Source organism: Ruegeria sp. CK2 (genome assembly GCF_056536585.1).
The window spans coordinates 118,099-140,663 of record NZ_JBQFPW010000015.1; the positions used below are offsets into that span (position 1 = coordinate 118,099).

Annotated in this window: 25 protein-coding genes; 14 read left to right on the top strand and 11 right to left on the bottom strand. The window is 55.7% G+C overall.

Going from position 1 to position 22,565, the window contains the following annotated elements; genetic code table 11:
• Positions 1 to 222: 222 nt before the first annotated feature.
• Positions 223 to 1,449: a hypothetical protein gene (locus tag ACR0BU_RS19870; protein ID WP_480738678.1), complete on the top strand. Its 1,227-nt coding sequence runs from the start codon at positions 223 to 225 to the stop codon at positions 1,447 to 1,449.
• A gap of 242 nt (positions 1,450 to 1,691) precedes the next feature.
• Here ACR0BU_RS19870 and ACR0BU_RS19875 read toward each other — a convergent pair whose 3' ends face one another.
• Positions 1,692 to 3,383 carry an acyl-CoA dehydrogenase family protein gene (locus ACR0BU_RS19875; protein ID WP_480738680.1) on the bottom strand — a complete coding sequence of 564 codons (1,692 nt, stop codon included), beginning with the start codon at positions 3,381 to 3,383 and terminating at the stop codon, positions 1,692 to 1,694.
• Between the two features lie 144 nt (positions 3,384 to 3,527).
• Between ACR0BU_RS19875 and ACR0BU_RS19880 the strand changes: the two genes are divergently transcribed.
• Positions 3,528 to 4,292 carry a sulfite exporter TauE/SafE family protein gene (locus ACR0BU_RS19880; RefSeq protein ID WP_480738681.1) on the top strand — a complete coding sequence of 255 codons (765 nt, stop codon included), beginning with the start codon at positions 3,528 to 3,530 and terminating at the stop codon, positions 4,290 to 4,292.
• 4 nt (positions 4,293 to 4,296) lie between these two features.
• Here the strand turns inward: ACR0BU_RS19880 and ACR0BU_RS19885 are convergent, their stop codons facing one another.
• The 3 genes from ACR0BU_RS19885 to ACR0BU_RS19895 all read right to left on the bottom strand — a co-directional run bounded on the left by ACR0BU_RS19885 (position 4,297) and on the right by ACR0BU_RS19895 (position 7,130).
• Entirely contained in the window at positions 4,297 to 4,839 is a 543-nt protein-coding gene (locus ACR0BU_RS19885; RefSeq protein WP_480738683.1) for a hypothetical protein, read from the bottom strand.
• 33 nt (positions 4,840 to 4,872) lie between these two features.
• Entirely contained in the window at positions 4,873 to 5,163 is a 291-nt protein-coding gene (locus tag ACR0BU_RS19890; RefSeq protein ID WP_299083475.1) for a hypothetical protein, read from the bottom strand.
• Between the two features lie 368 nt (positions 5,164 to 5,531).
• The gene (locus ACR0BU_RS19895; protein WP_480738684.1) at positions 5,532 to 7,130 is read right to left on the bottom strand and encodes a phosphoenolpyruvate carboxykinase; all 1,599 of its coding nucleotides are present in this window, start codon (positions 7,128 to 7,130) and stop codon (positions 5,532 to 5,534) included.
• A gap of 50 nt (positions 7,131 to 7,180) precedes the next feature.
• Here ACR0BU_RS19895 and ACR0BU_RS19900 point away from each other — a divergent pair, with 50 nt between their 5' ends.
• From ACR0BU_RS19900 to ACR0BU_RS19935, 8 genes are read left to right on the top strand one after another with little or no spacing between them, the layout of a single operon-like run.
• The gene (locus ACR0BU_RS19900) at positions 7,181 to 7,456 is read left to right on the top strand and encodes a hypothetical protein (RefSeq protein ID WP_299083471.1); all 276 of its coding nucleotides are present in this window, start codon (positions 7,181 to 7,183) and stop codon (positions 7,454 to 7,456) included.
• A 21-nt stretch (positions 7,457 to 7,477) separates the two neighbouring features.
• Complete coding sequence (locus tag ACR0BU_RS19905; RefSeq protein WP_298937072.1) at positions 7,478 to 8,182, top strand: response regulator transcription factor; 705 nt, start codon at positions 7,478 to 7,480, stop codon at positions 8,180 to 8,182.
• Positions 8,183 to 8,214: 32 nt separating this feature from the next.
• Complete coding sequence (locus ACR0BU_RS19910; RefSeq protein WP_299083468.1) at positions 8,215 to 9,933, top strand: sensor histidine kinase; 1,719 nt, start codon at positions 8,215 to 8,217, stop codon at positions 9,931 to 9,933.
• 4 nt (positions 9,934 to 9,937) lie between these two features.
• Entirely contained in the window at positions 9,938 to 10,408 is a 471-nt protein-coding gene (locus ACR0BU_RS19915) for an HPr kinase/phosphorylase (protein WP_480738685.1), read from the top strand.
• Complete coding sequence (gene rapZ, locus ACR0BU_RS19920) at positions 10,405 to 11,286, top strand: RNase adapter RapZ (protein WP_480738686.1); 882 nt, start codon at positions 10,405 to 10,407, stop codon at positions 11,284 to 11,286. The genes ACR0BU_RS19915 and rapZ overlap by 4 nt, the downstream gene beginning before the upstream one ends.
• A complete protein-coding gene (locus ACR0BU_RS19925; protein ID WP_298937068.1) occupies positions 11,283 to 11,675 on the top strand; it encodes a PTS sugar transporter subunit IIA in 393 nt (130 codons plus the stop codon). Before rapZ ends, ACR0BU_RS19925 begins: the two co-directional genes overlap by 4 nt.
• Positions 11,676 to 11,691: 16 nt before the next feature.
• Positions 11,692 to 11,961, top strand: coding sequence for an HPr family phosphocarrier protein (locus ACR0BU_RS19930; RefSeq protein WP_298937067.1), 270 nt, complete (start codon positions 11,692 to 11,694; stop codon positions 11,959 to 11,961).
• 39 nt (positions 11,962 to 12,000) lie between these two features.
• Positions 12,001 to 12,900 carry a lysophospholipid acyltransferase family protein gene (locus ACR0BU_RS19935; protein ID WP_298937066.1) on the top strand — a complete coding sequence of 300 codons (900 nt, stop codon included), beginning with the start codon at positions 12,001 to 12,003 and terminating at the stop codon, positions 12,898 to 12,900.
• Between the two features lie 51 nt (positions 12,901 to 12,951).
• Here ACR0BU_RS19935 and ACR0BU_RS19940 read toward each other — a convergent pair whose 3' ends face one another.
• Entirely contained in the window at positions 12,952 to 13,827 is an 876-nt protein-coding gene (locus ACR0BU_RS19940; RefSeq protein WP_298937065.1) for a 3-hydroxybutyryl-CoA dehydrogenase, read from the bottom strand.
• 163 nt (positions 13,828 to 13,990) lie between these two features.
• Between ACR0BU_RS19940 and ACR0BU_RS19945 the strand changes: the two genes are divergently transcribed.
• Positions 13,991 to 14,800, top strand: a complete 810-nt coding sequence (locus tag ACR0BU_RS19945; RefSeq protein ID WP_480738688.1) for a DUF6473 family protein — start codon at positions 13,991 to 13,993, stop codon at positions 14,798 to 14,800.
• A gap of 50 nt (positions 14,801 to 14,850) precedes the next feature.
• On the opposite strand, the gene ACR0BU_RS19950 is transcribed toward ACR0BU_RS19945, so the two are convergent.
• From ACR0BU_RS19950 to ACR0BU_RS19975, 6 genes are all read right to left on the bottom strand, one after another.
• Complete coding sequence (locus ACR0BU_RS19950; protein WP_480738690.1) at positions 14,851 to 15,780, bottom strand: electron transfer flavoprotein subunit alpha/FixB family protein; 930 nt, start codon at positions 15,778 to 15,780, stop codon at positions 14,851 to 14,853.
• Positions 15,780 to 16,538 carry an electron transfer flavoprotein subunit beta/FixA family protein gene (locus ACR0BU_RS19955; protein WP_480738691.1) on the bottom strand — a complete coding sequence of 253 codons (759 nt, stop codon included), beginning with the start codon at positions 16,536 to 16,538 and terminating at the stop codon, positions 15,780 to 15,782. The genes ACR0BU_RS19950 and ACR0BU_RS19955 overlap by 1 nt, the downstream gene beginning before the upstream one ends.
• A gap of 200 nt (positions 16,539 to 16,738) precedes the next feature.
• On the bottom strand, positions 16,739 to 17,311 hold the full coding sequence (locus ACR0BU_RS19960) for a cob(I)yrinic acid a,c-diamide adenosyltransferase (protein WP_298937061.1): 573 nt from the start codon (positions 17,309 to 17,311) through the stop codon (positions 16,739 to 16,741).
• 3 nt (positions 17,312 to 17,314) lie between these two features.
• On the bottom strand, positions 17,315 to 17,515 hold the full coding sequence (locus ACR0BU_RS19965) for a twin transmembrane helix small protein (RefSeq protein WP_298937060.1): 201 nt from the start codon (positions 17,513 to 17,515) through the stop codon (positions 17,315 to 17,317).
• Positions 17,516 to 17,596: 81 nt separating this feature from the next.
• Positions 17,597 to 18,424 (bottom strand): SDR family NAD(P)-dependent oxidoreductase, encoded by an 828-nt coding sequence (locus ACR0BU_RS19970; RefSeq protein ID WP_299083453.1) that lies wholly within the window; start codon positions 18,422 to 18,424, stop codon positions 17,597 to 17,599.
• Between the two features lie 69 nt (positions 18,425 to 18,493).
• Positions 18,494 to 19,123, bottom strand: a complete 630-nt coding sequence (locus ACR0BU_RS19975; RefSeq protein WP_480738693.1) for an SH3 domain-containing protein — start codon at positions 19,121 to 19,123, stop codon at positions 18,494 to 18,496.
• A gap of 201 nt (positions 19,124 to 19,324) precedes the next feature.
• On the opposite strand from ACR0BU_RS19975, the gene parC reads away from it, so the two are divergent.
• From parC to ACR0BU_RS19990, 3 genes are all read left to right on the top strand, one after another.
• Positions 19,325 to 21,673, top strand: coding sequence for a DNA topoisomerase IV subunit A (parC, locus tag ACR0BU_RS19980; protein ID WP_480738694.1), 2,349 nt, complete (start codon positions 19,325 to 19,327; stop codon positions 21,671 to 21,673).
• A 97-nt stretch (positions 21,674 to 21,770) separates the two neighbouring features.
• Complete coding sequence (locus tag ACR0BU_RS19985; RefSeq protein WP_480738696.1) at positions 21,771 to 22,358, top strand: hypothetical protein; 588 nt, start codon at positions 21,771 to 21,773, stop codon at positions 22,356 to 22,358.
• A gap of 116 nt (positions 22,359 to 22,474) precedes the next feature.
• The coding region (locus ACR0BU_RS19990; protein ID WP_036223564.1) for a GTP-binding protein at positions 22,475 to 22,565 on the top strand (91 nt) is incomplete at its 3' end.

Genomic DNA, 22,565 nt, shown 5'->3' on the forward strand with positions numbered 1-22,565 from the left:
AGGCCTGCTTATCGCGCCAGGTCAAGGCATAGGTCGAAACAACGAACCGTGACGCGGCCCATAGTTGACGTAAGGTCGCAAATCGACATAGTGAACCGGCATTACAACCGGCTTTTTCTCTGAGTTGATTTACCCCAATTGGGGTAGCTTATATTTAGTATCTACGCAGAAATGCGTTTTTTATGAGTGGAGATTGTTTTGTCCCTAACGCAGAGTGATGACGTGAGCAAAACTGGCCAGACCCGACCTATCGTCAAGGCCCTCATGATCCTGATCTACGTGGTCTTTTTGGCCCTGCTGATCGAACTTTTGTCTTATGTCGCTGTAGTCCATGTCTTTGACAACGCGCTGGGCGGCCGGGCAGAACGGCATCTCTATTCCTCGATCCGGGGGCATGAACTGAACCCCGATTATCGCCGCGACTTTGACACGGGTGGAGAACGGATTCACTCGGATCAGGGGTTTCGGCGGGATACGTCCGTCGCGCTGCCCAAGCCACAAGACACATACCGCATTTTCCTTATGGGTGGGTCGACTGCCTATGCAATCGGCTCGCAAGGCAGCGTCTACCCCGAGCATCCAACCCTGACAAATCAGGAAACGGTTTCGCATTTCCTGGAACAGGATCTGCGCGCGCAGCTGCAGGATGAGATGCCCGGCGTAAACATCGAAGTGATCAACGCCGGCGTGGCGGCTTATCACAGTTTTCAACACGTTTTGTATTTCTATGAAACGCTGTACGAATACGAGCCGGACATGATCGTGTTTCTGGACGGGCACAATGACTTCTACAATGTCGGGGTTAAGAACCCAATCCAGAGCTATGGGTATTCATCGGCCCGCATGGTTGATGCCCTGAACGAACGAAAGCCTTTCTTTGCGACATATGCGTTCTTACGGGCACCAGCCGAGTACTCCTATACGTTCAAACTGGTCTCGAAACTGACGCAGGGCCTTTATGATCGTTACGAAGCGCCGCGCTATAACGTCTCAGGAGACGCCGCTGCTTTGGAACGGGATTTTCCGGCTGAAGTGGCCGAGGCCGCCCAGATCGGCTTTTTACGCAACTACAAGTTGATGGACGCCTTCAGCGACTACCATGGATTCTGTTACCACGTGTTTCTTCAGCCCGAAGTCGTGTTCGAAAATACCGATCACCTTAGCCCGGCGGATCGCGAGATTGCCCAGATTACGCGCGAAAAATACGTGCCGGGCCGGGAAGAGATCATGATACGCTCCCGCCCGGAATTTCCGGCCCTGTTCGAACAAGCAGGTATCCCGTTCACAGATGTTGCGCAAATCGCGGGTCCTGCACATCAGGACAAGTCGCTATACGTAGACTACACCCATCTGACGCCCGAGGGGTCAAAACTGGTGGCCGATAGGATGCTGCCGGTGGTGGTCGAGGCGATCGCCGAATGTGGTAATGCGGTCGAGATCGGTCAGTAAGACACCGGAGTTTACCCGCGATTGTTGCGTTTACGGGCAGGTAACGTCTTGTTTAGCCCTTCGCCTTTGAACGCCCACGTTTTGCATGCGCAGCATAACCTGAGTTGCGCAGCAGGCATTTCGGAACCGACCCGAAAAAGTTTTACAACACGAAAGATGCACTGTTCGGCGCATGTACAATTCAAGAAAAAGACCCGGCACGTGGCCGGGTCCAGTCGGGGAAACAAGGATACCGTTTCAGATCAGCTCAGCAAACGTCGTGCGATGACCTGAGCCTGAATTTCGGCAGCCCCTTCGAAAATGTTCAGGATGCGCGCGTCACATAAAACGCGGCTGATTTTGTATTCCAGTGCAAATCCATTGCCACCGTGAATCTGCAACCCATTGTCCGCTGCGGCCCATGCGACGCGTGCCCCCAGAAGTTTGGCCATCCCGGCCTCAAGGTCACAGCGGTGCCCGTTATCTTTTTCCCAGGCCGAGAAGTAGGTTAGCTGTCGTGCGATCATGATTTCCACCGCCATCATCGCCAGCTTGCCCGACACACGCGGGAAGCTGATCAGCGACTTACCAAACTGCTTGCGGTCTTCTGCGTATTGCATGGCGATATCCAACGCGCTTTGCGCCACGCCAATGGCGCGGGCGGCCGTTTGGATGCGGGCGGATTCAAAGGTTTCCATCAATTGCTTGAAACCTTTGCCCTCTTCGCCGCCCAGCAGGTTCTCGCCTTTGACTTTGAAGCCATCAAAACCCAGCTCGTATTCTTTCATGCCGCGATAGCCTAGTACTTCGATTTCACCGCCGGTCATGCCGGGGGTCGGGAAGGGGTCTTCGTTGCTTCCGGGCGTCTTTTCGGCAAGAAACATCGATAATCCACGATGGTCCGCGCTGTCCGGATTGGTCCGCGCCAGCAGCGTCATTACGTGGGTGCGGGCGGCATGGGTGATCCAGGTCTTGTTGCCGGTGATCTGGTAATCGCCATTCTCGTCCTTGACGGCGCGGGTGCGCAAGCTGCCAAGGTCAGATCCCGTATTGGGTTCGGTAAACACTGCTGTGGGCAGGATTTCCGCGCTGGCCAGCTTCGGAAGCCAGCTTTCCTTTTGTGCGTCTGTGCCGCCCGCAATGATCAGTTCCGCTGCGATCTCGGACCGGGTGCCCAGCGAACCTACGCCGATGTAGCCGCGCGACAGTTCTTCGGACACAACACACATCGAGGCTTTGGACAGGCCAAAGCCGCCGAATTCTTCAGGGATGGTCAGACCGAACACACCCATCTCGGCCAGTTCTTTGATGACTTCAATCGGGATCAACTCGTCCTTCAGGTGCCAATCATGTGCATAGGGTTCAACCTTTTCAACGGCATAGCGCCGGAACTGATCGCGGATCATCTCAAGTTCTTCATCCAAACCGGATGCGCCGAACATGGTGGCACCGGATTGGTCCTGCATCAGTTCGACCAAACGGGTGCGTGCAGCCTGAGAGTTGGCCTGCGCCATCAAGGTCTGTACCTCGGTGCACTGGAAGCCCGACAGGGCGTCCCAGCCAAGCCCCAGATCCTGAAGGCGGACAAGCTCACCCTGGTTCATCGGAATGCCGCCGGCAACCTGGTGCAAATACTCACCAAACGCTATCTGATGAAGCAATTGCTCAGTCTCGCCGAACTTGCTGTCGGCTTCCAAAGCCTCGGCCCAGCGTTGCATCTGAGTTAGCGATTGAGCGTAGGTGGCCAGCCAGGCAAGCCCATGCGCGGCTGTCTGGTTGGCCTCAATCAACGCGCCAGACACACGGCCATCAGCGGTGACCATGTCACGCACAGAATTGCGAGCCTGTTCAAACACGGCTTCGACCGCAGGCGCAGCGGCCCGTGTCAAATCCAGCAGATTAGGCAAAATCGCTGCTGTCGTCATCTGGGTCATATCCTGTCCGTCATGGGCCATGAATCACGTCCTTTTCTGGGTCGTCTGGTCATATCATGCTGCACGTGCAGCGCAACAAAAATACGAATTACGCCGCGAAAAAGTTCAAAAGTTGCTTAGTCGTTTTTGCGCTGCAGAAATTCACCGGAATGCTATCTAGGAGCCATGACATTGTTTTCCATACTCTCTCCGCTGGACGTGGCGCTGTCTTTGGTGGTCGCTTTTGCCGCGGGTTGGATCAAAGGCATAGTAGGGTTCGCTATGCCAATGGTCATGATATCCGGGCTCAGCATGTTTCTGCCTCCGGAACTGGCTCTGGCAGGATTGATCCTACCAACATTGGTCACCAACGGTTTTCAGGCGCTGCGCGAAGGCACGAAAGCTGCCTACGCGTCGATCCGGCGGTTCCGCGTCTTTCTGATAGTTGGACTGATTTTCCTACTGGGCGGGGCGCAACTGGTTGCACTGGTACCTGCGTCCACATTTCTGCTGATGATTGGCGTCCCGGTTTCGATCTTTGCGATGATTCAAGTCCTTGGCCTTAAGCTGACGCTGCGCGCAACTTCAGCAAGGATCGAAGCGATCATCGGCGCCGTGGCAGGTTTTGTCGGAGGCATGTCTGGCGTTTGGGGGCCTCCAACCGTTGCTTACCTGACGGCCTTGGGCACCCCCAAATTGGAACAAATGCGTACGCAGGGCGTTATCTATGGGTTGGGCTCGATCGCTTTGGCGATCGCGCATCTGGGATCTGGGGTGTTGCGTCCCGAAACAGCACCGTTCTCTGCCGTACTTGTTGCACCAGCATTGGTAGGTATGTGGGTGGGTTTGCGGCTGCAGGATCGGATCGATCAGGCCGTTTTTCGGAAGGCCACGTTGATTGTTTTGCTTGTCGCAGGCCTAAACCTATTGCGGCGAGGCCTGATGGGATAGCGCGCTATGCGCGACGATCTGCAAAGCGGAATGCGAAATACACACCCAGCATCAGGAAGAACAGCCCTGAGATATCTCCGATCAGAAAGGCGACGTACTCGGCGGTCGCACTGCCAAACGCGAGATTGGTCAGTCCTGACATAAGTATCGACGTTATGACCCCGACACACATAATGCAGGACCAACAAGGCTGCCGGTCCGAGCGTGGAAACAAGTCCCATCCGATCCATTTCAGCAGATAAAAGATGGTCGGAGCTGTTATGACAGCAATAGCAATTGCCATCAGGCGACTTGGTAGAAAGACATCTGATCCGCCCAGATACGCAAACACCAAGAATACCCCGGGCAATAGCGCGAAGATTGCTCGCCATCCCAATAGCCATGCCGTCAGAACCCTGACGCCGTGAGGCAGAAACAGCAGGCTGGCGCGACTTGGATACTCGGGAAAGAAGACGTTCTGAAGCGGCATCAGAACCTCGAACGTGAGGATCGACACGACAACATACGCCAAGGACGCGAAAAAGGTTTCAGAGGCCCACTTGCGCACGGGGATCAGCCGCCGTTGCGCCGGGGCACAACATCACTGGGGGGCATTTACGACGTAGCGCCCCCGGTTCGCGCTGCCGCTTTGAGACAGATACCCCTGTTCGACCAGCGATTTCAAAGCGCGAAAGAAAGTCGGCCGTGAGACGCTTTGGACCAGCGTGTGTTCGATCAGACCAAACGTGCGCACTTCCTGGTCAGCTTTCGACAGTTCTTCCGCTGCGTAATAAATATCACGCTCAACCGGAGAGAGTTTTTCCAGACCGAGCGTACGCTCCATGCTCTGCATCAGTTTACGTAGTTCTGTGAGCTTCGAGATTTCTGACATATACATAACCGTTGTTTTTAGTGTCTTGCATCGCACCCCATGCGACCATGTGAAACGTGCTGAACCGGCAAATGCTCAGCTAATCTCATATTGACACTTATCCCCATCCTATTAGACTAGTCTTCTGATTAGGTTGCTCAAACCGCCGTTGTGAGTGAATGCGCATGAGCTGCCCAAAGGTATTTTCAGTTTTGGCCCGGTGCAATTGCGCCGGGCTTTTTAGTTGCAATGACTAAAAGAAATACCTGAAGGGATCGTTCACGACAACGAATTTGTACACGCAAATGCGATTAAACAACTTTAAGGAGATCGCATAAGCTCGGCGCGCGCAGCAGCGAAAAAGGGGCGTCAGCGCCCCTTTTTTTATTCTAACCGATTGCGACGGCTTTGATGTCCTCGTCAATAAACGGGACATATTGTTCGAAATTCTCCGCAAACATCTGAACCAGCTTCTCGGCTTGTTTGTCGAACGCGGCCTGATCATCCCAGGTGCGACGTGGGTCTAGCAGAACTTCGGGGACACCGGGAACCGAAACAGGAACGTCAAATCCAAAATTCGCATCCTTACGGAATTCGGCATCGCGTAGCGATCCCTCCAGCGCGGCAGTCAGCAAAGCGCGGGTCGCTTTGATGGGCATCCGGCTGCCAACACCATAGGCACCACCGGTCCAACCGGTATTGACCAGCCAACAGGTCGCGCCGTGCTGAGCGATTTTGTCGCGCAGCAGGTTACCGTAGGCTTCGGGGCGGCGCGGCATGAAAGGCGCGCCAAAGCAGGTTGAGAAGGTTGGCTGCGGTTCTGTAACACCACGCTCGGTGCCCGCGACCTTCGAAGTAAAGCCAGACAGGAAGTGATACATCGCCTGCGCCGGGGTCAGCCGCGCAATCGGAGGCAATACACCAAAAGCATCGCAGGTCAGCATGATGATGTTCTTGGGATGACCACCCAATGCACTGCCGGAGGCGTTCGAGATGTACTCCAGCGGATACGCACAACGCATGTTAGCGGTCAGCGAGTCGTCATCGAAATCCAATTCTTTGGTTTCGGGATCGAACACCATGTTTTCGATTACTGTACCGAATTTGGATGTGGTCGCGTAGATCTCAGGCTCTGCCTCGGCATTCAGGTTGATGGTCTTGGCATAGCAGCCACCTTCAAAGTTGAACGTACCGCGATCCGACCAGCCATGTTCGTCATCCCCAATCAAAGTGCGCGCGGGGTCGGCAGAGAGTGTGGTCTTGCCTGTGCCGGACAGGCCAAAGAACACGGCCGTATCGACCGGGTTGCCAACCGCGTGATTGGCTGAGCAATGCATCGGCATCACGCCTTTTTCGGGCAGCATGTAGTTCAGCAGGGTGAATACGGATTTCTTGTTCTCGCCCGCATATTCGGTTCCGCCAATCAGGATCAACTTGCGATCGAAGTTCATCGCAATCACCGTTTCGCTGCGGCAACCATGCTTTTTTGGGTTGGCCTGAAAGCTTGGGCAGTTGATGACGGTGAAATCTGCTGTGAAATCGTCCAGATCTTCGCGATCCGGGCGGCGTAGCAGGTGACGAATAAACAGATTGTGCCAGGCCAGTTCTGTGACCATCCGCACGTTTATTGAATAAGCCGGATCGGCCCCGCCAACGAGATCCTGCACAAAATAGTCACGACCCTTCATATGCTCGACCATGTCGACATAGAGCGCGTCGAACCCTTCCGGGGTCATCGCGGCGTTGTTTTCCCACCAGATGCTGTCTGCAACGCTGTCGGTTTTGACCACATGCTTGTCTTTGGGGGATCGACCAGTGAATTTGCCGGTCGAAACTAGAAAAGCTCCGCCATTGCCGAGCGTCCCCTCGCCGCGCTTCAGAGCTTGTTCGATTAGCGCCGGTTCCATGAAGTTGTAATAGACATTGCCCAGACCCTCGATGCCCTGATCCTCGAGGCGGAATTGCGGGTTAACCCGTCCAGATGTCATGCGTTTCTTCTCCTGTGGCGGCGCGGCGGCGATTTGGGCCGACTGCGCTCTTGGGGCAGTTTGCCGGGGAAAACCGGCGGATAGGCGCGTCTTATCACGGTCTTTTGGGGCATGAACAGGACGGTTTGGCGCAGTTAGCGCAACCAAGTACAGGTTTAGCGCCATCAAGAATTTCCTGCCGGAGAACCGGGCGTATTTTTGCGGGAAGCAAGGCAATTTTGCCGCATCCCTGCCGCAACAAAGGCACGATTCGCAGTTACGGATTGATTCGCTGGCGCAAAATCGCCAACAATACCTTACAAATAGTCGAATTATTGCGTGAGTGAGCAGGAATAGGGGCGAACCCGATGTCAAAGATTGCACTGGTGGACGACGATAGAAACATTCTGACGTCCGTTTCCATGACGCTTGAAGCCGAAGGTTTCGAGGTCGAAACGTATAATGACGGACAAGCGGCGTTGGATGCGTTCAACAAGAAGCTGCCGGACATGGCCGTTCTCGATATCAAAATGCCGCGCATGGATGGTATGGACCTGTTGCAGCGTCTGCGTCAGAAAACGCAGATGCCAGTGATCTTTCTGACCTCGAAGGATGATGAGATCGACGAGGTTCTGGGTCTGCGCATGGGCGCGGATGACTATGTCAAAAAGCCGTTCTCACAACGTCTGTTGGTCGAGCGCATCCGCGCCCTTCTGCGTCGGCAGGAAGCCACAAGCGGAGATGCCGCGGTGGCCACGACCGGCGATACCAAGGTGATGGAGCGCGGCGAACTGCGGATGGACCCACTGCGTCATGCGGTCAGCTGGAAAGGCGCAGATGTGTCTTTGACCGTCACCGAGTTCCTTTTGCTGCAAGCGCTTGCGCAGCGTCCGGGCTTTGTCAAAAGCCGTGACCAATTGATGGATGTCGCGTATGATGATCAGGTCTATGTGGATGACCGTACTATCGACAGCCACATCAAACGCCTGCGCAAGAAGATGCGCGCTGCTGACTCAGAGTTTTCGGCGATCGAAACTCTGTACGGCATCGGGTACAGATACAACGAAGAATAGGCGCGGCCGCCTGCAAGAGGTAATGGGGTCCCGTGCGCGACACCGAACAAGCCAGAGAACCACGCGACGGTGACGTCGTTCTGGGGGATGACTGGGTTATCCCGCAAGACCCCGAATCGGCAGAGCTTCGTGAGAAACGATCTCGCAGGAACTTGTTTTCCCTGCGCGGCTCTCCCTTGGCTCGCAAAATTATCACCTTCAACCTGATTGCTCTCGTAATCCTGGTGACGGGGTTGCTGTATCTGGACGATTCCCGAAAGGAACAAGTCCAGCAAACGGCGCGCAACTTGATCGGTGATGCGCAGCTGGTCAGCAACGTTTTTGAAACTCAGATGCGTCAGGGCGCGCTTCAAAGTCAACAAAATGCCGGAGATTTGGATGTCAAAGACACCCTTGCTGGCCTGAGCTTGCCCGAAGGCGGCGAAGTCTTCGTCTATGATGCCGATGGTACCCTGATTGGCTGGACGCGTGGCGCGCCGCCGGCATCAGAAATGCCGGTTCTGCTGCGCTCAGACTCTGACGTGCAAACTGGTAGTACCGTAATCAGCGATGGGTTGAACGCTGTCTGGACTGGGATATCACAGATTTTCAACTGGTCTTCGACCGGAGAGGCACCAACCCTGGCACAACGTGTTCAGACCATAGTCCCTCAGGCATTGTTGGGCCAAAATCAGGTGCAGGCTGTGCAGGACGATGCGGGCGATACGGTGATCGTTGCCGCCGCCCCCATCCTGTACGAAGGTATTCCTGCGGGCGCCGTCGCCATTTCCGGCCCTGCTGGAGAGATCGATGCACTGGCCCGGCGGGAACAAGAACGCATTCTGCAGATGTTTGTTGTTGCCTTGCTTGTGTCCGTAGGCCTCAGCCTGGTTCTTGCCTCGACGATCGCCAACCCTTTGGCAGATCTGGCCTCTGCTGCCGAGATGGGCAAAGACCGGGGTACCGGTGTTAATCCGGGCCGTATCCGGATCCCGGATCTTAGTGGTAGGCCCGATGAAATTGGCCGCCTCAGCCGTGCTCTGCGTGGCATGGTGACCGCGCTTTACAATCGCATTGATGCAAATGAGCAGTTTGCAGCTGATGTGGCGCATGAAATCAAGAACCCGCTTGCGAGCTTGCAATCTGCCGTCGGCACGATGCGTATGGTCAAGCGCGACGATCAGCGTGAAAAGCTGCTGGGCGTGATTGAACATGATGTGCGTCGGCTGGATCGACTGGTGAGTGATATCTCTAACGCGTCGCGTCTGGATGCCGAGTTGGTCAAGGAAGAAGAACAACCCTTTGACCTGCTCAAACTGCTTGGCAACATCGGTCAGTATCTGGGAGAGGATGCCCGGTCCCAGGGAATTGACTATATCACTGACCTGCCGTCCGAGCCGATTGTTGTTCAAGGGCTTGAAGCGCGTTTGGCTCAGGTCTTTGTCAATCTGATCACCAATGCGATTTCCTTCTGCGAGGAAAGCGATGCCATCCGGGTTTGGGTGCGCCAGCGCGACAACCGTGTTCTGGTCGTGGTTGAAGATACCGGCCCTGGTATCCCCGAACAGGCTTTGACCAAAGTGTTCAAGCGGTTCTACTCGGAACGGCCGGAAGAGCATTTCGGAAACAACTCGGGGCTGGGACTGGCAATTTCGAAACAGATTGTCGAGGCGCATGGAGGCGTGATCTGGGCCGAAAACATCCGGCCGACCGAGGCTGATATCACTTCGGATCCGCTGGGTGCTCGCTTTGTGGTGGGGTTGCCAGTCTAAGCTCATGAAAACCAGTAGCTTGTCAGACGCGATGAACCAGGACAGTGCCCGCGTTCATGCAAGCTGTGTCGCTGTTGCAGGTCGGGGTCTTCTTGTTGTCGGGGTCCCGGGGACAGGAAAATCCGCTTTGACGCTGCAAATGATGGCCTTTGGGGCAGAGTTTATTGCAGACGACCGGGTTGATCTGCGTTTGGAGCGGGGAAAGGTCACAGCAATGACCGTGCAGAACATCAGCGGTTTGGTTGAAGCGCGCGGAATCGGGCTTTTACACGCTAGCTCCGCCGGATCAGCTACGGTTCACTATGTCGTCGATCTGGGTCAAACCGAAGATGCGCGCCTGCCAGAGCCGATCACCATCCAGTTACTGGGGCAAACTGTGCCATTGCTTCGCGGCGCTGGTGTCCCCAATTTGCCCGCAGCTCTGATCCAATTGTTGAAAATGGGACGCGTTGACCCGGAATGGCCGAGTAAATGATATCGCAAAGTCAGATCGTGTTGGTGACCGGCCCATCCGGAGCAGGCCGTTCAACTGCAATTCACGTGTTGGAAGACCTTGGGTTCGAGGCAATTGACAACCTGCCCATGGGCTTGTTGTCCCGTTTGTTGGATGGAGCAGAAAGCGACCGTCCCATGGCGCTGGGGATCGATGCGCGCAACCGTGATTTCTCGACAGTGGGGTTCATAGAACTGGCGGAAAAGCTGGGTCGCATGAAGCAATACGACCTGACGGTGCTATATCTGGATTGCAGTGACGACGTCCTGCTGCGTCGCTTCTCGGAAACCCGCAGGCGGCACCCTGTGTCCAAAGACGCGGGTCCGGAAACCGGCGTGCGAACCGAAAAGGAGCTGCTGACGCCTATTCGCGAGATTGCGGATACGTTGATCGACACCACAGCCTTGAATGTCCACCAATTGCGGGAAGAGGTCGAGCGATGGTTTGCCCCAAAGGGTGGCCGTCATTTGGCGATATCCGTTGAATCCTTTTCGTATAAACGCGGCCTTCCACGCAGTCTTGATATGGTTTTCGACTGCCGGTTCTTGGCAAATCCGTATTGGCGTCCCGAGTTACGTGCGGCGGACGGTCGAAACCCGGATGTGGCGCACTATGTGCAGTCCGATACAAACTATGAACCGTTTTTTGACCGTGTCGTAGATTTGGTGACGCTCTTGTTGCCTGCCTTTCGTGCGGAAGGTAAGGCGCATCTGTCAGTGGCGTTCGGTTGTACTGGCGGTCAACACCGATCTGTTGCTATGGCCGAAGCGGTTGCGAAAGCTCTTGCAGAAGGGGGGCAGCAGGTGGCAGTTAGACACCGCGAGATGGAACGTCGATCGTTGAATGTGAGGCCGGGTTGATCGGGATTGTGATCGTAGCGCATGGGGGGCTGGCTCAGGAGTATTTGGCCGCCATGCAACATGTGGTCGGGCCTCAGCCAGGCCTTTTGGCAATTGCGATCGAAGCAGATCACGACCGCGATGAAAAACAGGCTGAAATCAGCCGCGCGGCCGATCAGGTGGATATTGGCGACGGTGTCGTCATCGTAACCGATCTTTTTGGTGGCAGCCCGTCGAACCTCAGCTTGCGGGCCTGTGCCCCACAGGATCGTCGAATCCTTTATGGTGCAAACCTGCCAATGTTGATCAAATTGGCCAAAAGCCGCCACCTTCCGGTCGCCGAAGCCGTTCGGCAGGCGATGGAGGCTGGACGGAAATACATCAATGCGCAAAATGTGACATTGGACTAGTACCGGATTCACTGAAATGACCAACCGAAGCTTGAAAATTGTAAACGAAAAAGGCCTGCACGCGCGTGCCTCGGCCAAGTTGGTCGAAGTGGTCGAGGGTTTTGACGCGCATGCCGAGGTGTCGAAAGGCGGACTTTCTGCATCCGGCGACAGCATCATGGGCCTTTTGATGTTGGCAGCATCGCGCGGAACCACTATTGACGTCGAGACGTCCGGACCGGATGCTGAGGCATTGGCGGAAGCTCTGGAGACCCTCGTGAGCGACAAGTTCGGAGAGGGGTTCTAAGCCGCCCCGTTGGGACAGGAAGAACGGGAAGACCAGGAATTGGCGGAAACAACGCACGAGACCAAGACAAGCCCGGTGGTGGATGGGACCGCAGATCAGGGTGAGATCTACGATCGTAGGACTCTGACCTATGCGAACTCGTTCGACGATGTCTGGACTTCAACAGCCATTCGGGCCATCGAGTGGTGCACCGGCAAGCTGACCATTCTGCGAATGGTCAATAAGTTCGAGAAGAAGAACGAATACTATCGGGGCCAAAGGTTCTGGGGCGGTGCGCTTAAGATCATGGGCATCGACCTGACCACGCCGCAGGAACAAATTGCCCGCATCCCGAAGGCAGGACCTGTTGTTGTTGTAGCCAATCACCCGCATGGGATGGTCGACGGAATGATCCTGGCGGAATTGATCGGACAGGTTCGCAACGATTACCGAATTTTGACCCGTTCGGTTCTGACCGGGCTGGACGAAGCCGCAACGTCATTCATGATCCCGGTCCCGTTTCCACATGACCCTGAAGCGCAGGCAAAGATGCTGGAAATGCGCAGCAAGGCGATGGAACACCTGAAACAGGGGGGCGTTGTGGCGCTGTTTCCGTCTGGGGTGGTGATGTCTTCGGAAGACTGGTTTGGCCCGGCGATCGAGCAGGAATGGAATGTCTTTACGGCCAAGATGATCCGACGATCCGGCGCGCAGGTGGTTCCGATTTTCTTCCCCGGCAGAAACTCTCGCTGGTATCAGATCGCAAACCGCGTGTCCCCCATCCTGAGACAGGGCCTGTTGCTGCACGAAATCGTGCGCTCGTGCAACAAGCCGCAATCGCCGGTCATCGGAGAGCCTGTTGCGGACAGCGACATGGAGTTGCTGGAGCGCGATCCTCGCGGCTTTATGACATGGCTCAGGCAGCACACTTTGTCTCTGGGCAAGTCGCTTAAGCCCTAACCCCCACCTCAGTCTTGATGCAAATGCCGCGCTGACGGTGTTTCCTTTATGCTAGCGCGTCGGAACAGGATGCTCGCCGCGATAGTCGTAGAACCCTCGTTCGGTCTTGCGTCCAAGCCACCCTGCCTCGACATACTTGGTCAAAAGCGGGCACGGTCGATATTTGGTATCCGCCAGACCTTCGTGCAGGACGTTCATGATCGCCAGACAGGTGTCCAGGCCAATGAAGTCAGCCAGCTCTAGTGGCCCCATAGGATGATTTGCGCCGAGTTTCATCGATTGATCGATCGACTGCACGTTTCCGACGCCTTCATAAAGCGTGTAGACCGCTTCGTTGATCATCGGCATCAAGATGCGGTTTACGATGAAGGCGGGAAAGTCTTCGGCACTTGCGGCCGTTTTGCCAAGTCGATCCACAACGGTTTTGCAGGCTTTAAACGTCTCTTCATCTGTCGCAATACCGCGGATCAGCTCGACCAGTTGCATGACGGGGACGGGGTTCATGAAATGAAATCCCATGAAACGCTCGGGTCGGTCTGTGCGGCTGGCAAGGCGTGTGATTGAAATAGACGAGGTATTCGACGTCAAAATCGTATGTGGCAGGAGATGCGGCTGGATATCTTCGAATATCGCCTGCTTGATTGCCTCACGTTCGGTGGCCGCCTCGATCACCAGATCGGTTTGACCCAGTTGTGGCAGCTCTAGCGTTGTGTTGATCCGCTTTAGGGCCGCTTGCATGGCGTCGTCAGAGATCTTGCCGCGCGACGCCTGACGCGCCAGATTGCCCTCGATGGTGGCAATGGCGCTGTCCAGCGCGTCCTGGCTGACATCGTTCAGCAGAACGTCGTATTCCGCCAGCGCCAAGACATGGGCGATCCCGTTGCCCATTTGGCCTGCGCCAATCACTCCGACCGATTTCACTTCCATGTTCAGCTGCCTTTGCCCTGCGCGTTACGGCGACACTATCGGCAGATCGGGGCAGGCGGCAAGGGCATCAGGCCTGCGGAATTTGCTTCAAATGCGCACATTAGGAATTTCTCAATACCTGAGACAGCAATATGGCAATCGGGTGAATATTTGGGTGAGCGATATGAGCTATCATCAGGCGGGTCCTTGCGGGCACGAAGATGCAGTGTGTCAATACGCTGGATCAAAGCGTTGGTTCCGGGGTCCGGCGTCTGCGCTGGCCAAGCCATATGTGGCATGCGTGGGCGGGGATGAAACCTTCGGGCGTTTTGTGGAAACCCCGTTCCCAGCCGTGCTGGAGGCGAGACTTGGTGAGACATGTGCAAACTTTGGCAGTCTGTTTTGCGGGGTCGAGGCGATGTCGCGGGATCAGGGGTTGTTGGATCTGATCAACCGGTCTCAGCTTTGTGTGCTGCAAGCGCCTTGCGTTTCTTATCAATCGAACCGGTTTTATCGTGTTCATTCCCGTCGAAACGATCGATTTCTTGAACCGATGCAGGATCTGGTAGACCTGTACCCTGAGGAGGACTTCACCGAAGTTCATTTTGTGCGCCACCTGTTAGGAAAGCTACACGCGAAATCAGACGCTCGGTTTGATTTAATAGCACAGGAGTTGCGCGCGGGATGGGTTCGGAACCTTCAGTCGCTGCTGGGGCGCATCGTACCTCCGGTCGCGCTGCTGTGCCTGCGGGTACAGCGTGATCACACGCACGAACAAGAAATGATACCGGTGGAGGACGCAATGATAGATCAGCTTAGACCTAACTGTGCCGGTGTCATCCAGCGAGCTGTATGTGTGGCAGGAGAGTCGGATGAGCTTGAAGATATGCTGTTCGGCACGTTGCAAGTGCCGATGGCAGCGCACATGATCGGTCCTTCTGGCCATAGGGCGATTGCCGATGCGGTGCTGCCAGTGTTGCTGGATCTGAATTGAAAAAGGCCCGCCAATCGGCGGGCCCTTCAAATTCAGTTCGACGCTTTGGCTTAGCCGAGCTTTTCTGTCAGCTCTGGCACGGCCTGGAACAGGTCTGCAACTAGTCCGAAATCGGCAACCTGGAAGATCGGTGCTTCTTCGTCTTTGTTGATCGCGACGATAACTTTCGAGTCCTTCATACCAGCAAGGTGCTGGATTGCGCCCGAGATGCCGACGGCGACATACAGGTCAGGGGCGACCACTTTACCGGTCTGACCCACCTGCCAGTCGTTCGGCGCATAGCCCGAGTCGACCGCCGCGCGTGAGGCACCAACAGCGGCGCCAAGCTTGTCGGCCAGCGTTTCGATCAGTTTGAAGTCATCTTCCGAGCCGACACCACGACCGCCCGAGACAACCACGCCAGCCGAGGTCAGTTCGGGGCGGTCGCTTTCAGCAACCTTATCCTCGACCCATTCGGAAAGTCCGGGGTCGTCGCCAACCGAGATGGTCTCAACCGCAGCCGAGCCACCTTCGCCAGCAGCGTCAAAGCTTGCGGTCCGGATGGTGATGACTTTCTTGGCGTCGTTTGACTTCACGGTCTGGATTGCGTTGCCCGCATAGATCGGACGCTCGAAAGTCGAGCCGTCAACCACGCCGGAGGCATCCGAGACGATCATCACGTCCAGCAACGCGGCAACGCGCGGCATGACGTTTTTGGCATCGGTGGTGGCAGGGGCGACGATGTGTTCATAACCGTCAGCCAGACCTACGATCAGCGCTGCGGTTGATTCCGCCAAGCGGTGGCCCAGCGACGCATCTTCGGCCACCAGAACCTTGGACACGCCATCGATCTTGGCAGCGGCCTCGCCGGCTGCGGACGCGGAACCGCCTGCGGCCAGTACAGTCACATCGCCCAATGCCTGTGCAGCGTTGACGGCCTTGGCGGTGGCGTCCATCGCCAGTTCGCCATTGTTAACCTCTGCGAGAAGAAGAACAGCCATTACACAGCCCCCGCTTCTTTGAGTTTCCCGACCAGCTCATCGACCGAGCCCACGATGATACCTGCGGCGCGTGCCGGCGGTTCTTCGGTCTTGACGACTTCCAGACGCGGCGTGACATCGACGCCGCAATCGGCAGCGGTTTTCTCATCCAGCGGCTTTTTCTTCGCCTTCATGATGTTCGGCAGCGACGCATAGCGCGGCTCGTTCAGACGCAGGTCAACCGTTACGATGGTTGGCATCTTGACGCTGATGGTCTGCAGGCCGCCGTCAACTTCACGGGTAATCTTGGCGCTGTCGCCTTCGATGTCCAACTCGGACGCGAAGGTGCCTTGCGACCAACCCAGCAGGGCCGACAGCATCTGACCGGTGGCGTTCATGTCGTTGTCGATCGCCTGCTTGCCCGCCAGAACGATGCCCGGCTGCTCTTCCTCGACCACTTTGGCGAGGATTTTGGCAACGGCCAAAGGCTCAATATCCTGATGGACGTCGTCAGCGGCAATCACCAGAATGGCGCGGTCTGCGCCCATGGCCAGCGCCGTGCGCAGCGTTTCCTGCGATTGCTTTACGCCGATCGAAACAGCAACAACCTCGTCGGCCTTGCCCGCTTCTTTCAGTCGGATCGCTTCTTCAACTGCAATCTCGTCGAATGGGTTCATCGACATTTTGACATTGGCGAGATCAACACCGCTACCGTCCGCTTTGACGCGAACCTTCACATTATAGTCAATCACGCGTTTGACAGGCACGAGTACCTTCATTTTAGCGCTTTCTCCTCAAAAAACGGTAAGCCGCGGAGCGACTCCACCAATGCTCTCGCCGGTCTCAATAGCGTTTCTGCAGCGTTCACAACAGAGCAAAATCGTCACGTCATAGCTTTGAGACGTCGCGTTTTGTGGTTTTTGACACCGGGTCATTTCAATCGATTGGGCAATCATGTCCTTTGAGCGCAATACCTGCGTCAGCGGTTTGCTCCGGGCACCCACAAGACATCTGCGGTCCCGTTTTCATTGGCGCACCGTGCGGCCACAAAGAACCAGTCACTCAGGCGGTTGAGGTATTTGACCGCCACTGGATTGACCGGCTCCATATTAGACAATTCCACAACCAACCGTTCAGCCCGACGTGATACAGTTCGGCACACATGCAAATGGGCGGCCAGGCGCGAGCCGCCCGGCAAAATGAAGCTGCGGAGTGGTTCTAGCACTTCGTTCATGACGTCGATTTCAGATTCCAGCCGGTCGATCTGTGCCGGAGCGATGCGGAGCGGCGGATAGTCAGCCTCTGCATCCTTGTCCATGTCAGGACGGCACAGATCCGCGCCAAGGTCGAACAGGTCGTTTTGTATAAGTGAGAGCGCTGCTTCGACATCTCCGTCTGCTTCGGAACGCGCCACGCCGACAAAGGCGTTCAGCTCATCCACAGTGCCGTAACCGGCGACACGACCGGAATACTTCGCAACCCGCTCACCGTTACCCAGGGCTGTTTTGCCGTCATCGCCGGTTCGCGTGTAAATCTTGTTGAGAACGACCATTTGCTAGCCCCCTTGTCCGCGCAGATAGACGAAGAGCATGATCAGAACTACGGCAATGAATTGAAAGAGGATACGCAGCCGCATCATCTTGTTGCTTTTCTTTGCGGCTTCCATTCCGCTTTTGCCGAAATTCGCGATGCCCATGGTCAACACGACAACAACCGCTGCCATGGCCAGTAGCAAAACGACCATCAATAGGTCCATAACAAGTCACCGTCCGCGTTTTTTGTTACATTGCGCCTCATCTAGCGTCACGCCGTCAAAAAGCGAACTGGTAAAATCGTCTCAGACGTCCGAAAGGATGCGGTCGATGGCTTTGGTGGGTAGGATTCGGCGTAAATACCCGGCGATATAGGTCGGGGTTGTTACGTAGTAGCGGGATTTAGGATTTCGCGCTTCGACGGCATGGGCCAGCTTGTCGGTGACGGCCGCAGCGGGGAGTTCGAACCTATCCGGACCCGAGTCTTTATACAAACGATTGAGCAACGAGGTTTCGTATTTTGCCTTCAGGGCCGAGTTTTCCCAATCGATGAACTTTTCGAACAGTGGAATTGCCTTTTCCCGAAGTTTCGACGTGATCGGACCAGGTTCGATTAGGACAACTTTGATGCCGGTGTCGCGCAGTTCCAGCCGCATGGTATCGGTCAGGCCTTCGATAGCGTATTTGGTGGCGACATAAGCACCTCGCCAGGGAAAGGCCACCAACCCCAGAACCGATGAGCACTGCACGATGCGCCCATATCCCTGTGCCCGCATGACGGGAATGACCTGACGTGTCAGTTCGTGCCAACCAAAGACATTGGATTCAAAAATATACCTTAGCCCCTCGGTCGGCACGTCCTCGACTGCGCCGGGCAATCCATGTGCTCCGTTGTTGAAGAGAGCGTCCAAAGTCCCCCCCGTCGCAGCGAGAACTTCTGAAAAACCTGAGGAAATGCTGTCGGCGTCCGTGTAGTCGATTCTGGGGCTTTCGAACCCTTGGGCCCGCAACCGATCACAATCGCGCTGTTGGCGACAGGACGCAAACACACGCCAACCTCGTGCACGCATGCCGTGTGCTGCGTCAAGACCGATACCAGACGAGCAGCCAGTAATTAGAATCGATTTCTGCATGTTTTCCCCGAGCGTCATCCTTGCCAAAAGCTATGGCGAGGTTTGGCGCAGGGCAATGACACCCAGACGTTAGTTCGCGGTTTTTCTGATGAGTGAGGCGGAAATCCATCCAACCTGTTGCCCGGGCAACACGCGAAGCCGCAACCAGCCAGTGCCCGATTCACCAAGAACCTCGACCTGCTGGCCGATTCTGGCTTTGCCGATGATTGGATAAATTGTTCCCGGTCCGTCGCGCATGTTCACCCGTGTCCCCGAAACCTCGCGGATGTCTTTCGTCACCTCAACCAGTTCCGGCAATGCAGGCGTTTGGGGGTCGGCATCCGTTGCGACCTGCTGCATTGCACTCACGCCCTCCTCCAAAGACGCCAGCGTCAGAGTGACATTCTCATCGTTGAACAAGGAAGGATTGGCTTTCAAACCTGCAGCGACCTGTGAGAGCAAAGCCTTGGTCTCAGTCTCGTTTAAAGCAGGTTCAGGTTCGAGAAGCGGAGGGATTATGTCGGTCGTTTTCAATGCGGTCCGTGTCACCAACTCATCAACAGGCGCTGCAACGACTTTTTTCGGAGCCGCTATGGACACCGATGCAACCCGATCAGGTTGGGCTGTGCGTATTCCGCGTGGTTCAAAATCGGGACCACCGCTCATCACGTAAAAGGTCCAGCCAAGCATGGCAAAGGTAACAAGTATAAGGCGCGTCATGTCGCTCCCCCAGAGGCAATCGTAACATCAAAAAAAAGCAGCCATTCAATTGATGAAATCTTACCATATTTTGATAGCCGAGTCGAAAAACCGGGGAAATCTGGAACTTGCCTCCCCCTGTTGCAAAAAGCGCGACTTGTCCCCAGCAAAATGTGCGCTGCTTGCTTTACCCAGGCGGCCTAGCGTCGTATCACATCATCTATGAATGACACGATCGACGACCCCAACATGGAGGCCCCCGACAATGGGGGTGAGGTGGCTGAACCGCTGCGCCGAGCAATTGGCGAACGGTATCTGACCTATGCGCTGTCCACGATTATGCACCGCGCGTTGCCCGATGCACGGGATGGCCTGAAACCGGTTCACCGGCGAATCCTCTATGCGATGCGCGAATTGCGACTCAGCGCGGCAGGTGGATTCCGCAAATCAGCCAAAATTTCGGGCGATGTTATGGGTAACTATCACCCGCACGGGGACGCGGCGATCTACGATGCCATGGCACGTCTTGCGCAGGATTTTAACGTTCGCTACCCACTGGTTGATGGGCAAGGGAACTTCGGCAATATCGACGGCGATAATCCGGCGGCCTCGCGCTATACCGAAGCACGGATGACCATCGTGGCCGAGGCCTTGCTTGAGGGTCTGAACGAGGATGCCGTCGATTTTCGTGACAACTATGATGGTACGCTGACCGAGCCGGTTGTTTTGCCCGCGCAATTCCCGAACCTGCTGGCCAATGGCTCCAGCGGAATTGCGGTTGGCATGGCCACTAATATCCCGCCACACAATATTGCCGAACTGTGTGACGCTTGTCTGCATCTGATCAAAGTGCCCGATGCCCGTGACGATACTTTGCTGAACTATGTTCCCGGTCCGGATTTCCCGACTGGCGGTATCATCGTCGAACCACCCGAAAACATCGCACAAGCTTATCGCACCGGGCGCGGCTCGTTCCGCCTGCGTTGTAAGTATGAGGTCGAAGATCTTGGTCGTGGTCAGTGGCAGATCATCGTCACCGAGATCCCTTATCAGGTTCAGAAGTCCAAGCTGATCGAAAAGATCGCGGAACTGATCCAGACCAAGAAAATTCCGATCCTCGCCGACGTCCGCGACGAATCCGCTGATGACATTCGTCTGATCATTGAACCGCGTTCCAAGAACGTCGACCCCGAGGTGCTGATGGGCATGCTCTATCGCAACTCGGATCTAGAGGTGCGGTTCAGCCTGAACATGAACGTGTTGATCGACGGCGTAACGCCGAAGGTCTGCTCGATGAAGGAAGTGCTACGCGCCTTCCTTGATCACCGGCAAGAAGTATTGCTGCGTCGGTCCCGTCACCGGATGGCCAAGATCGATCATCGGCTGGAAGTGTTGGAAGGCTTTATCGTCGCCTTCCTGAATCTGGACCGTGTGATCGATATCATCCGTTACGACGACGACCCCAAAGACGCGTTGATGCGTGAGAACTGGGGTATCGGCCACGTCCGTGCCACCAACGAGGCCGACTATGTTTCTCCCGCGCTGGGCGAGGGGGAGTTGTCCGAGGTTCAGGTCGACGCGATTCTCAACATGCGCCTGCGCAGCCTGCGTCGTCTGGAAGAGATGGAGTTGATCCGCGAGCGCGACGCGTTGATGGAAGAACGGGCCAATCTCGAAGATCTGTTGGCCGATGACACCCTGCAATGGGCCAAGATCGCCGAGCAATTGAAAGAAACCAAAAAGACCTTCGGCAAAGACTACGAAGGCGGTGCCCGCCGCACCCGATTTGCCGAAGCGGGCGAGGTTGAAGAGGTGCCGCTTGAGGCGATGATCGATCGGGAGCCGATCACAGTTGTCTGTTCTCAGATGGGCTGGATTCGTGCCATGACGGGCCACATAGACCTGACCCGCGAACTGAAGTTCAAAGATGGCGACGGCCCGCGGTTCATATTCCACGCCGAAACGACGGACCGCCTGCTGGTGTTCGCCTCGAACGGGCGGTTCTACACTATCAGCGCCGCCAACCTGCCCGGCGGTCGGGGTATGGGCGAACCACTGCGCCTGATGGTCGATCTGCCAAATGAAGCGCAGATCATTGACATCATGATCCACAAGCCCGGGCGCAAGCTGCTGGTTGCCTCGGATGCTGGCAACGGGTTCATGGTGCCCGAGGATGACGTCCTCGCCCAGACCCGCAACGGCAAGCAGGTGCTGAATGTCAAAGACAGTGAAACAGCCATGATCTGCAAGCCCGTCGATGGTGACCATGTGGCGGTCGTTTCGGAGAACGGAAAGTTTCTGGTCTTCCCGATCGAGGATCTGCCCGAGATGACCCGTGGCAAAGGCGTGCGCTTGCAAAAGTACAATATGGCACGCGGACGTCAGGGCACGCTGGAATTGGATGGCGGCCTGTCTGACCTGACAACCTTTAGCTGGGAAGACGGCCTGAGATGGTCCATGGGCGGAGACAAAACGCGGCACGAAGCGGACTTGAGCCCATGGCTGGCCAAACGTGCAAGTGTCGGGAAAAAGGCACCGTATGGGTTCCCGCGAGACTATAAATTCACCTGATCGTGTTTCAGAAGACGTGTATTTCCGCCGATACGGCTTGGCACAAACCGTATCAGTGGGCTACACCCAATAAAAACAGGCCTATCGAGAAGAGAAAATGTTGCGCATTCTGACTCTGATTACCGCATTTGCCCTGATGGGTGCATGTACCCAGACGCAGGTTTATGAAGAGCCTGAATCGCTGGGTGAGTTCCGTCTCGTCAAAATTGTTTCCTTCGCAGACAAGGCCAAGCAAGGTCCGATTTCGCGTGATGCTACTTCACAAGAATGGACCGACGCTTTAGAACAGGCCATTGACCTGCGTTTAGGAAGGTATGAGGGGTCACAAAGTTACATTGTCGGTATTAGCCTTGAAGGCTACATGTTAGGTCCGCCGGGAATCGTTATTTATAATCCAAGAAGTGCTGCGATCGTTCTTGTGAACGTCTACGACTACGACACGAAAAAATTCTTGGCCAAAGAAAAACAGTTCACTGTTCTGGAGGACACTACTAAAGAAACCGCTCTTATCGGATCAGGCAGGGTCAGAACCAAAGAAGAGCAGTTGAGCGGACTTTCGTTGAAAGTTGCTGACGCTATCGAAGAGTGGTTGGCCGAAGAACATCTGGAAAATGGCTGGTTTGACAAGCGCCCGGACCCGATCCAGCCGCTGGATTCTGCCGAGGTCGCGCAAAATCCGGCATGAGCTGCGGCTTTTCACTCAGATGTGCTTGATTTTCCCCTGTGAACCAAATATCTCGCGCGCGCAGATGTAACTTACGGGACCACGGGTCCCCCAAATCGCAAAAGGGCGCCTGAGGAATGGCAAAGGAAAAGTTTGAGCGTAATAAGCCGCACGTCAACATTGGAACGATTGGCCACGTTGACCACGGCAAGACCACGCTGACCGCAG

Excerpts from the sequence above, each read along its gene's own strand:
- ACR0BU_RS19875 (WP_480738680.1), bottom strand. The coding sequence starts at position 3,383 with ATGGCCCATGACGGACAGGATATGACCCAGATGACGACAGCAGCGATT.
- ACR0BU_RS19880 (WP_480738681.1), top strand. The coding sequence starts at position 3,528 with ATGACATTGTTTTCCATACTCTCTCCGCTGGACGTGGCGCTGTCTTTG.
- ACR0BU_RS19890 (WP_299083475.1), bottom strand. The coding sequence starts at position 5,163 with ATGTCAGAAATCTCGAAGCTCACAGAACTACGTAAACTGATGCAGAGC.
- ACR0BU_RS19895 (WP_480738684.1), bottom strand. The coding sequence starts at position 7,130 with ATGACATCTGGACGGGTTAACCCGCAATTCCGCCTCGAGGATCAGGGC.
- ACR0BU_RS19905 (WP_298937072.1), top strand. The coding sequence starts at position 7,478 with ATGTCAAAGATTGCACTGGTGGACGACGATAGAAACATTCTGACGTCC.
- ACR0BU_RS19915 (WP_480738685.1), top strand. The coding sequence starts at position 9,938 with ATGAAAACCAGTAGCTTGTCAGACGCGATGAACCAGGACAGTGCCCGC.
- rapZ (WP_480738686.1), top strand. The coding sequence starts at position 10,405 with ATGATATCGCAAAGTCAGATCGTGTTGGTGACCGGCCCATCCGGAGCA.
- ACR0BU_RS19930 (WP_298937067.1), top strand. The coding sequence starts at position 11,692 with ATGACCAACCGAAGCTTGAAAATTGTAAACGAAAAAGGCCTGCACGCG.
- ACR0BU_RS19940 (WP_298937065.1), bottom strand. The coding sequence starts at position 13,827 with ATGGAAGTGAAATCGGTCGGAGTGATTGGCGCAGGCCAAATGGGCAAC.
- ACR0BU_RS19945 (WP_480738688.1), top strand. The coding sequence starts at position 13,991 with ATGAGCTATCATCAGGCGGGTCCTTGCGGGCACGAAGATGCAGTGTGT.
- ACR0BU_RS19950 (WP_480738690.1), bottom strand. The coding sequence starts at position 15,780 with ATGGCTGTTCTTCTTCTCGCAGAGGTTAACAATGGCGAACTGGCGATG.
- ACR0BU_RS19955 (WP_480738691.1), bottom strand. The coding sequence starts at position 16,538 with ATGAAGGTACTCGTGCCTGTCAAACGCGTGATTGACTATAATGTGAAG.
- ACR0BU_RS19960 (WP_298937061.1), bottom strand. The coding sequence starts at position 17,311 with ATGGTCGTTCTCAACAAGATTTACACGCGAACCGGCGATGACGGCAAA.
- ACR0BU_RS19965 (WP_298937060.1), bottom strand. The coding sequence starts at position 17,515 with ATGGACCTATTGATGGTCGTTTTGCTACTGGCCATGGCAGCGGTTGTT.
- ACR0BU_RS19970 (WP_299083453.1), bottom strand. The coding sequence starts at position 18,424 with ATGCAGAAATCGATTCTAATTACTGGCTGCTCGTCTGGTATCGGTCTT.
- ACR0BU_RS19975 (WP_480738693.1), bottom strand. The coding sequence starts at position 19,123 with ATGACGCGCCTTATACTTGTTACCTTTGCCATGCTTGGCTGGACCTTT.
- parC (WP_480738694.1), top strand. The coding sequence starts at position 19,325 with ATGAATGACACGATCGACGACCCCAACATGGAGGCCCCCGACAATGGG.
- ACR0BU_RS19985 (WP_480738696.1), top strand. The coding sequence starts at position 21,771 with ATGTTGCGCATTCTGACTCTGATTACCGCATTTGCCCTGATGGGTGCA.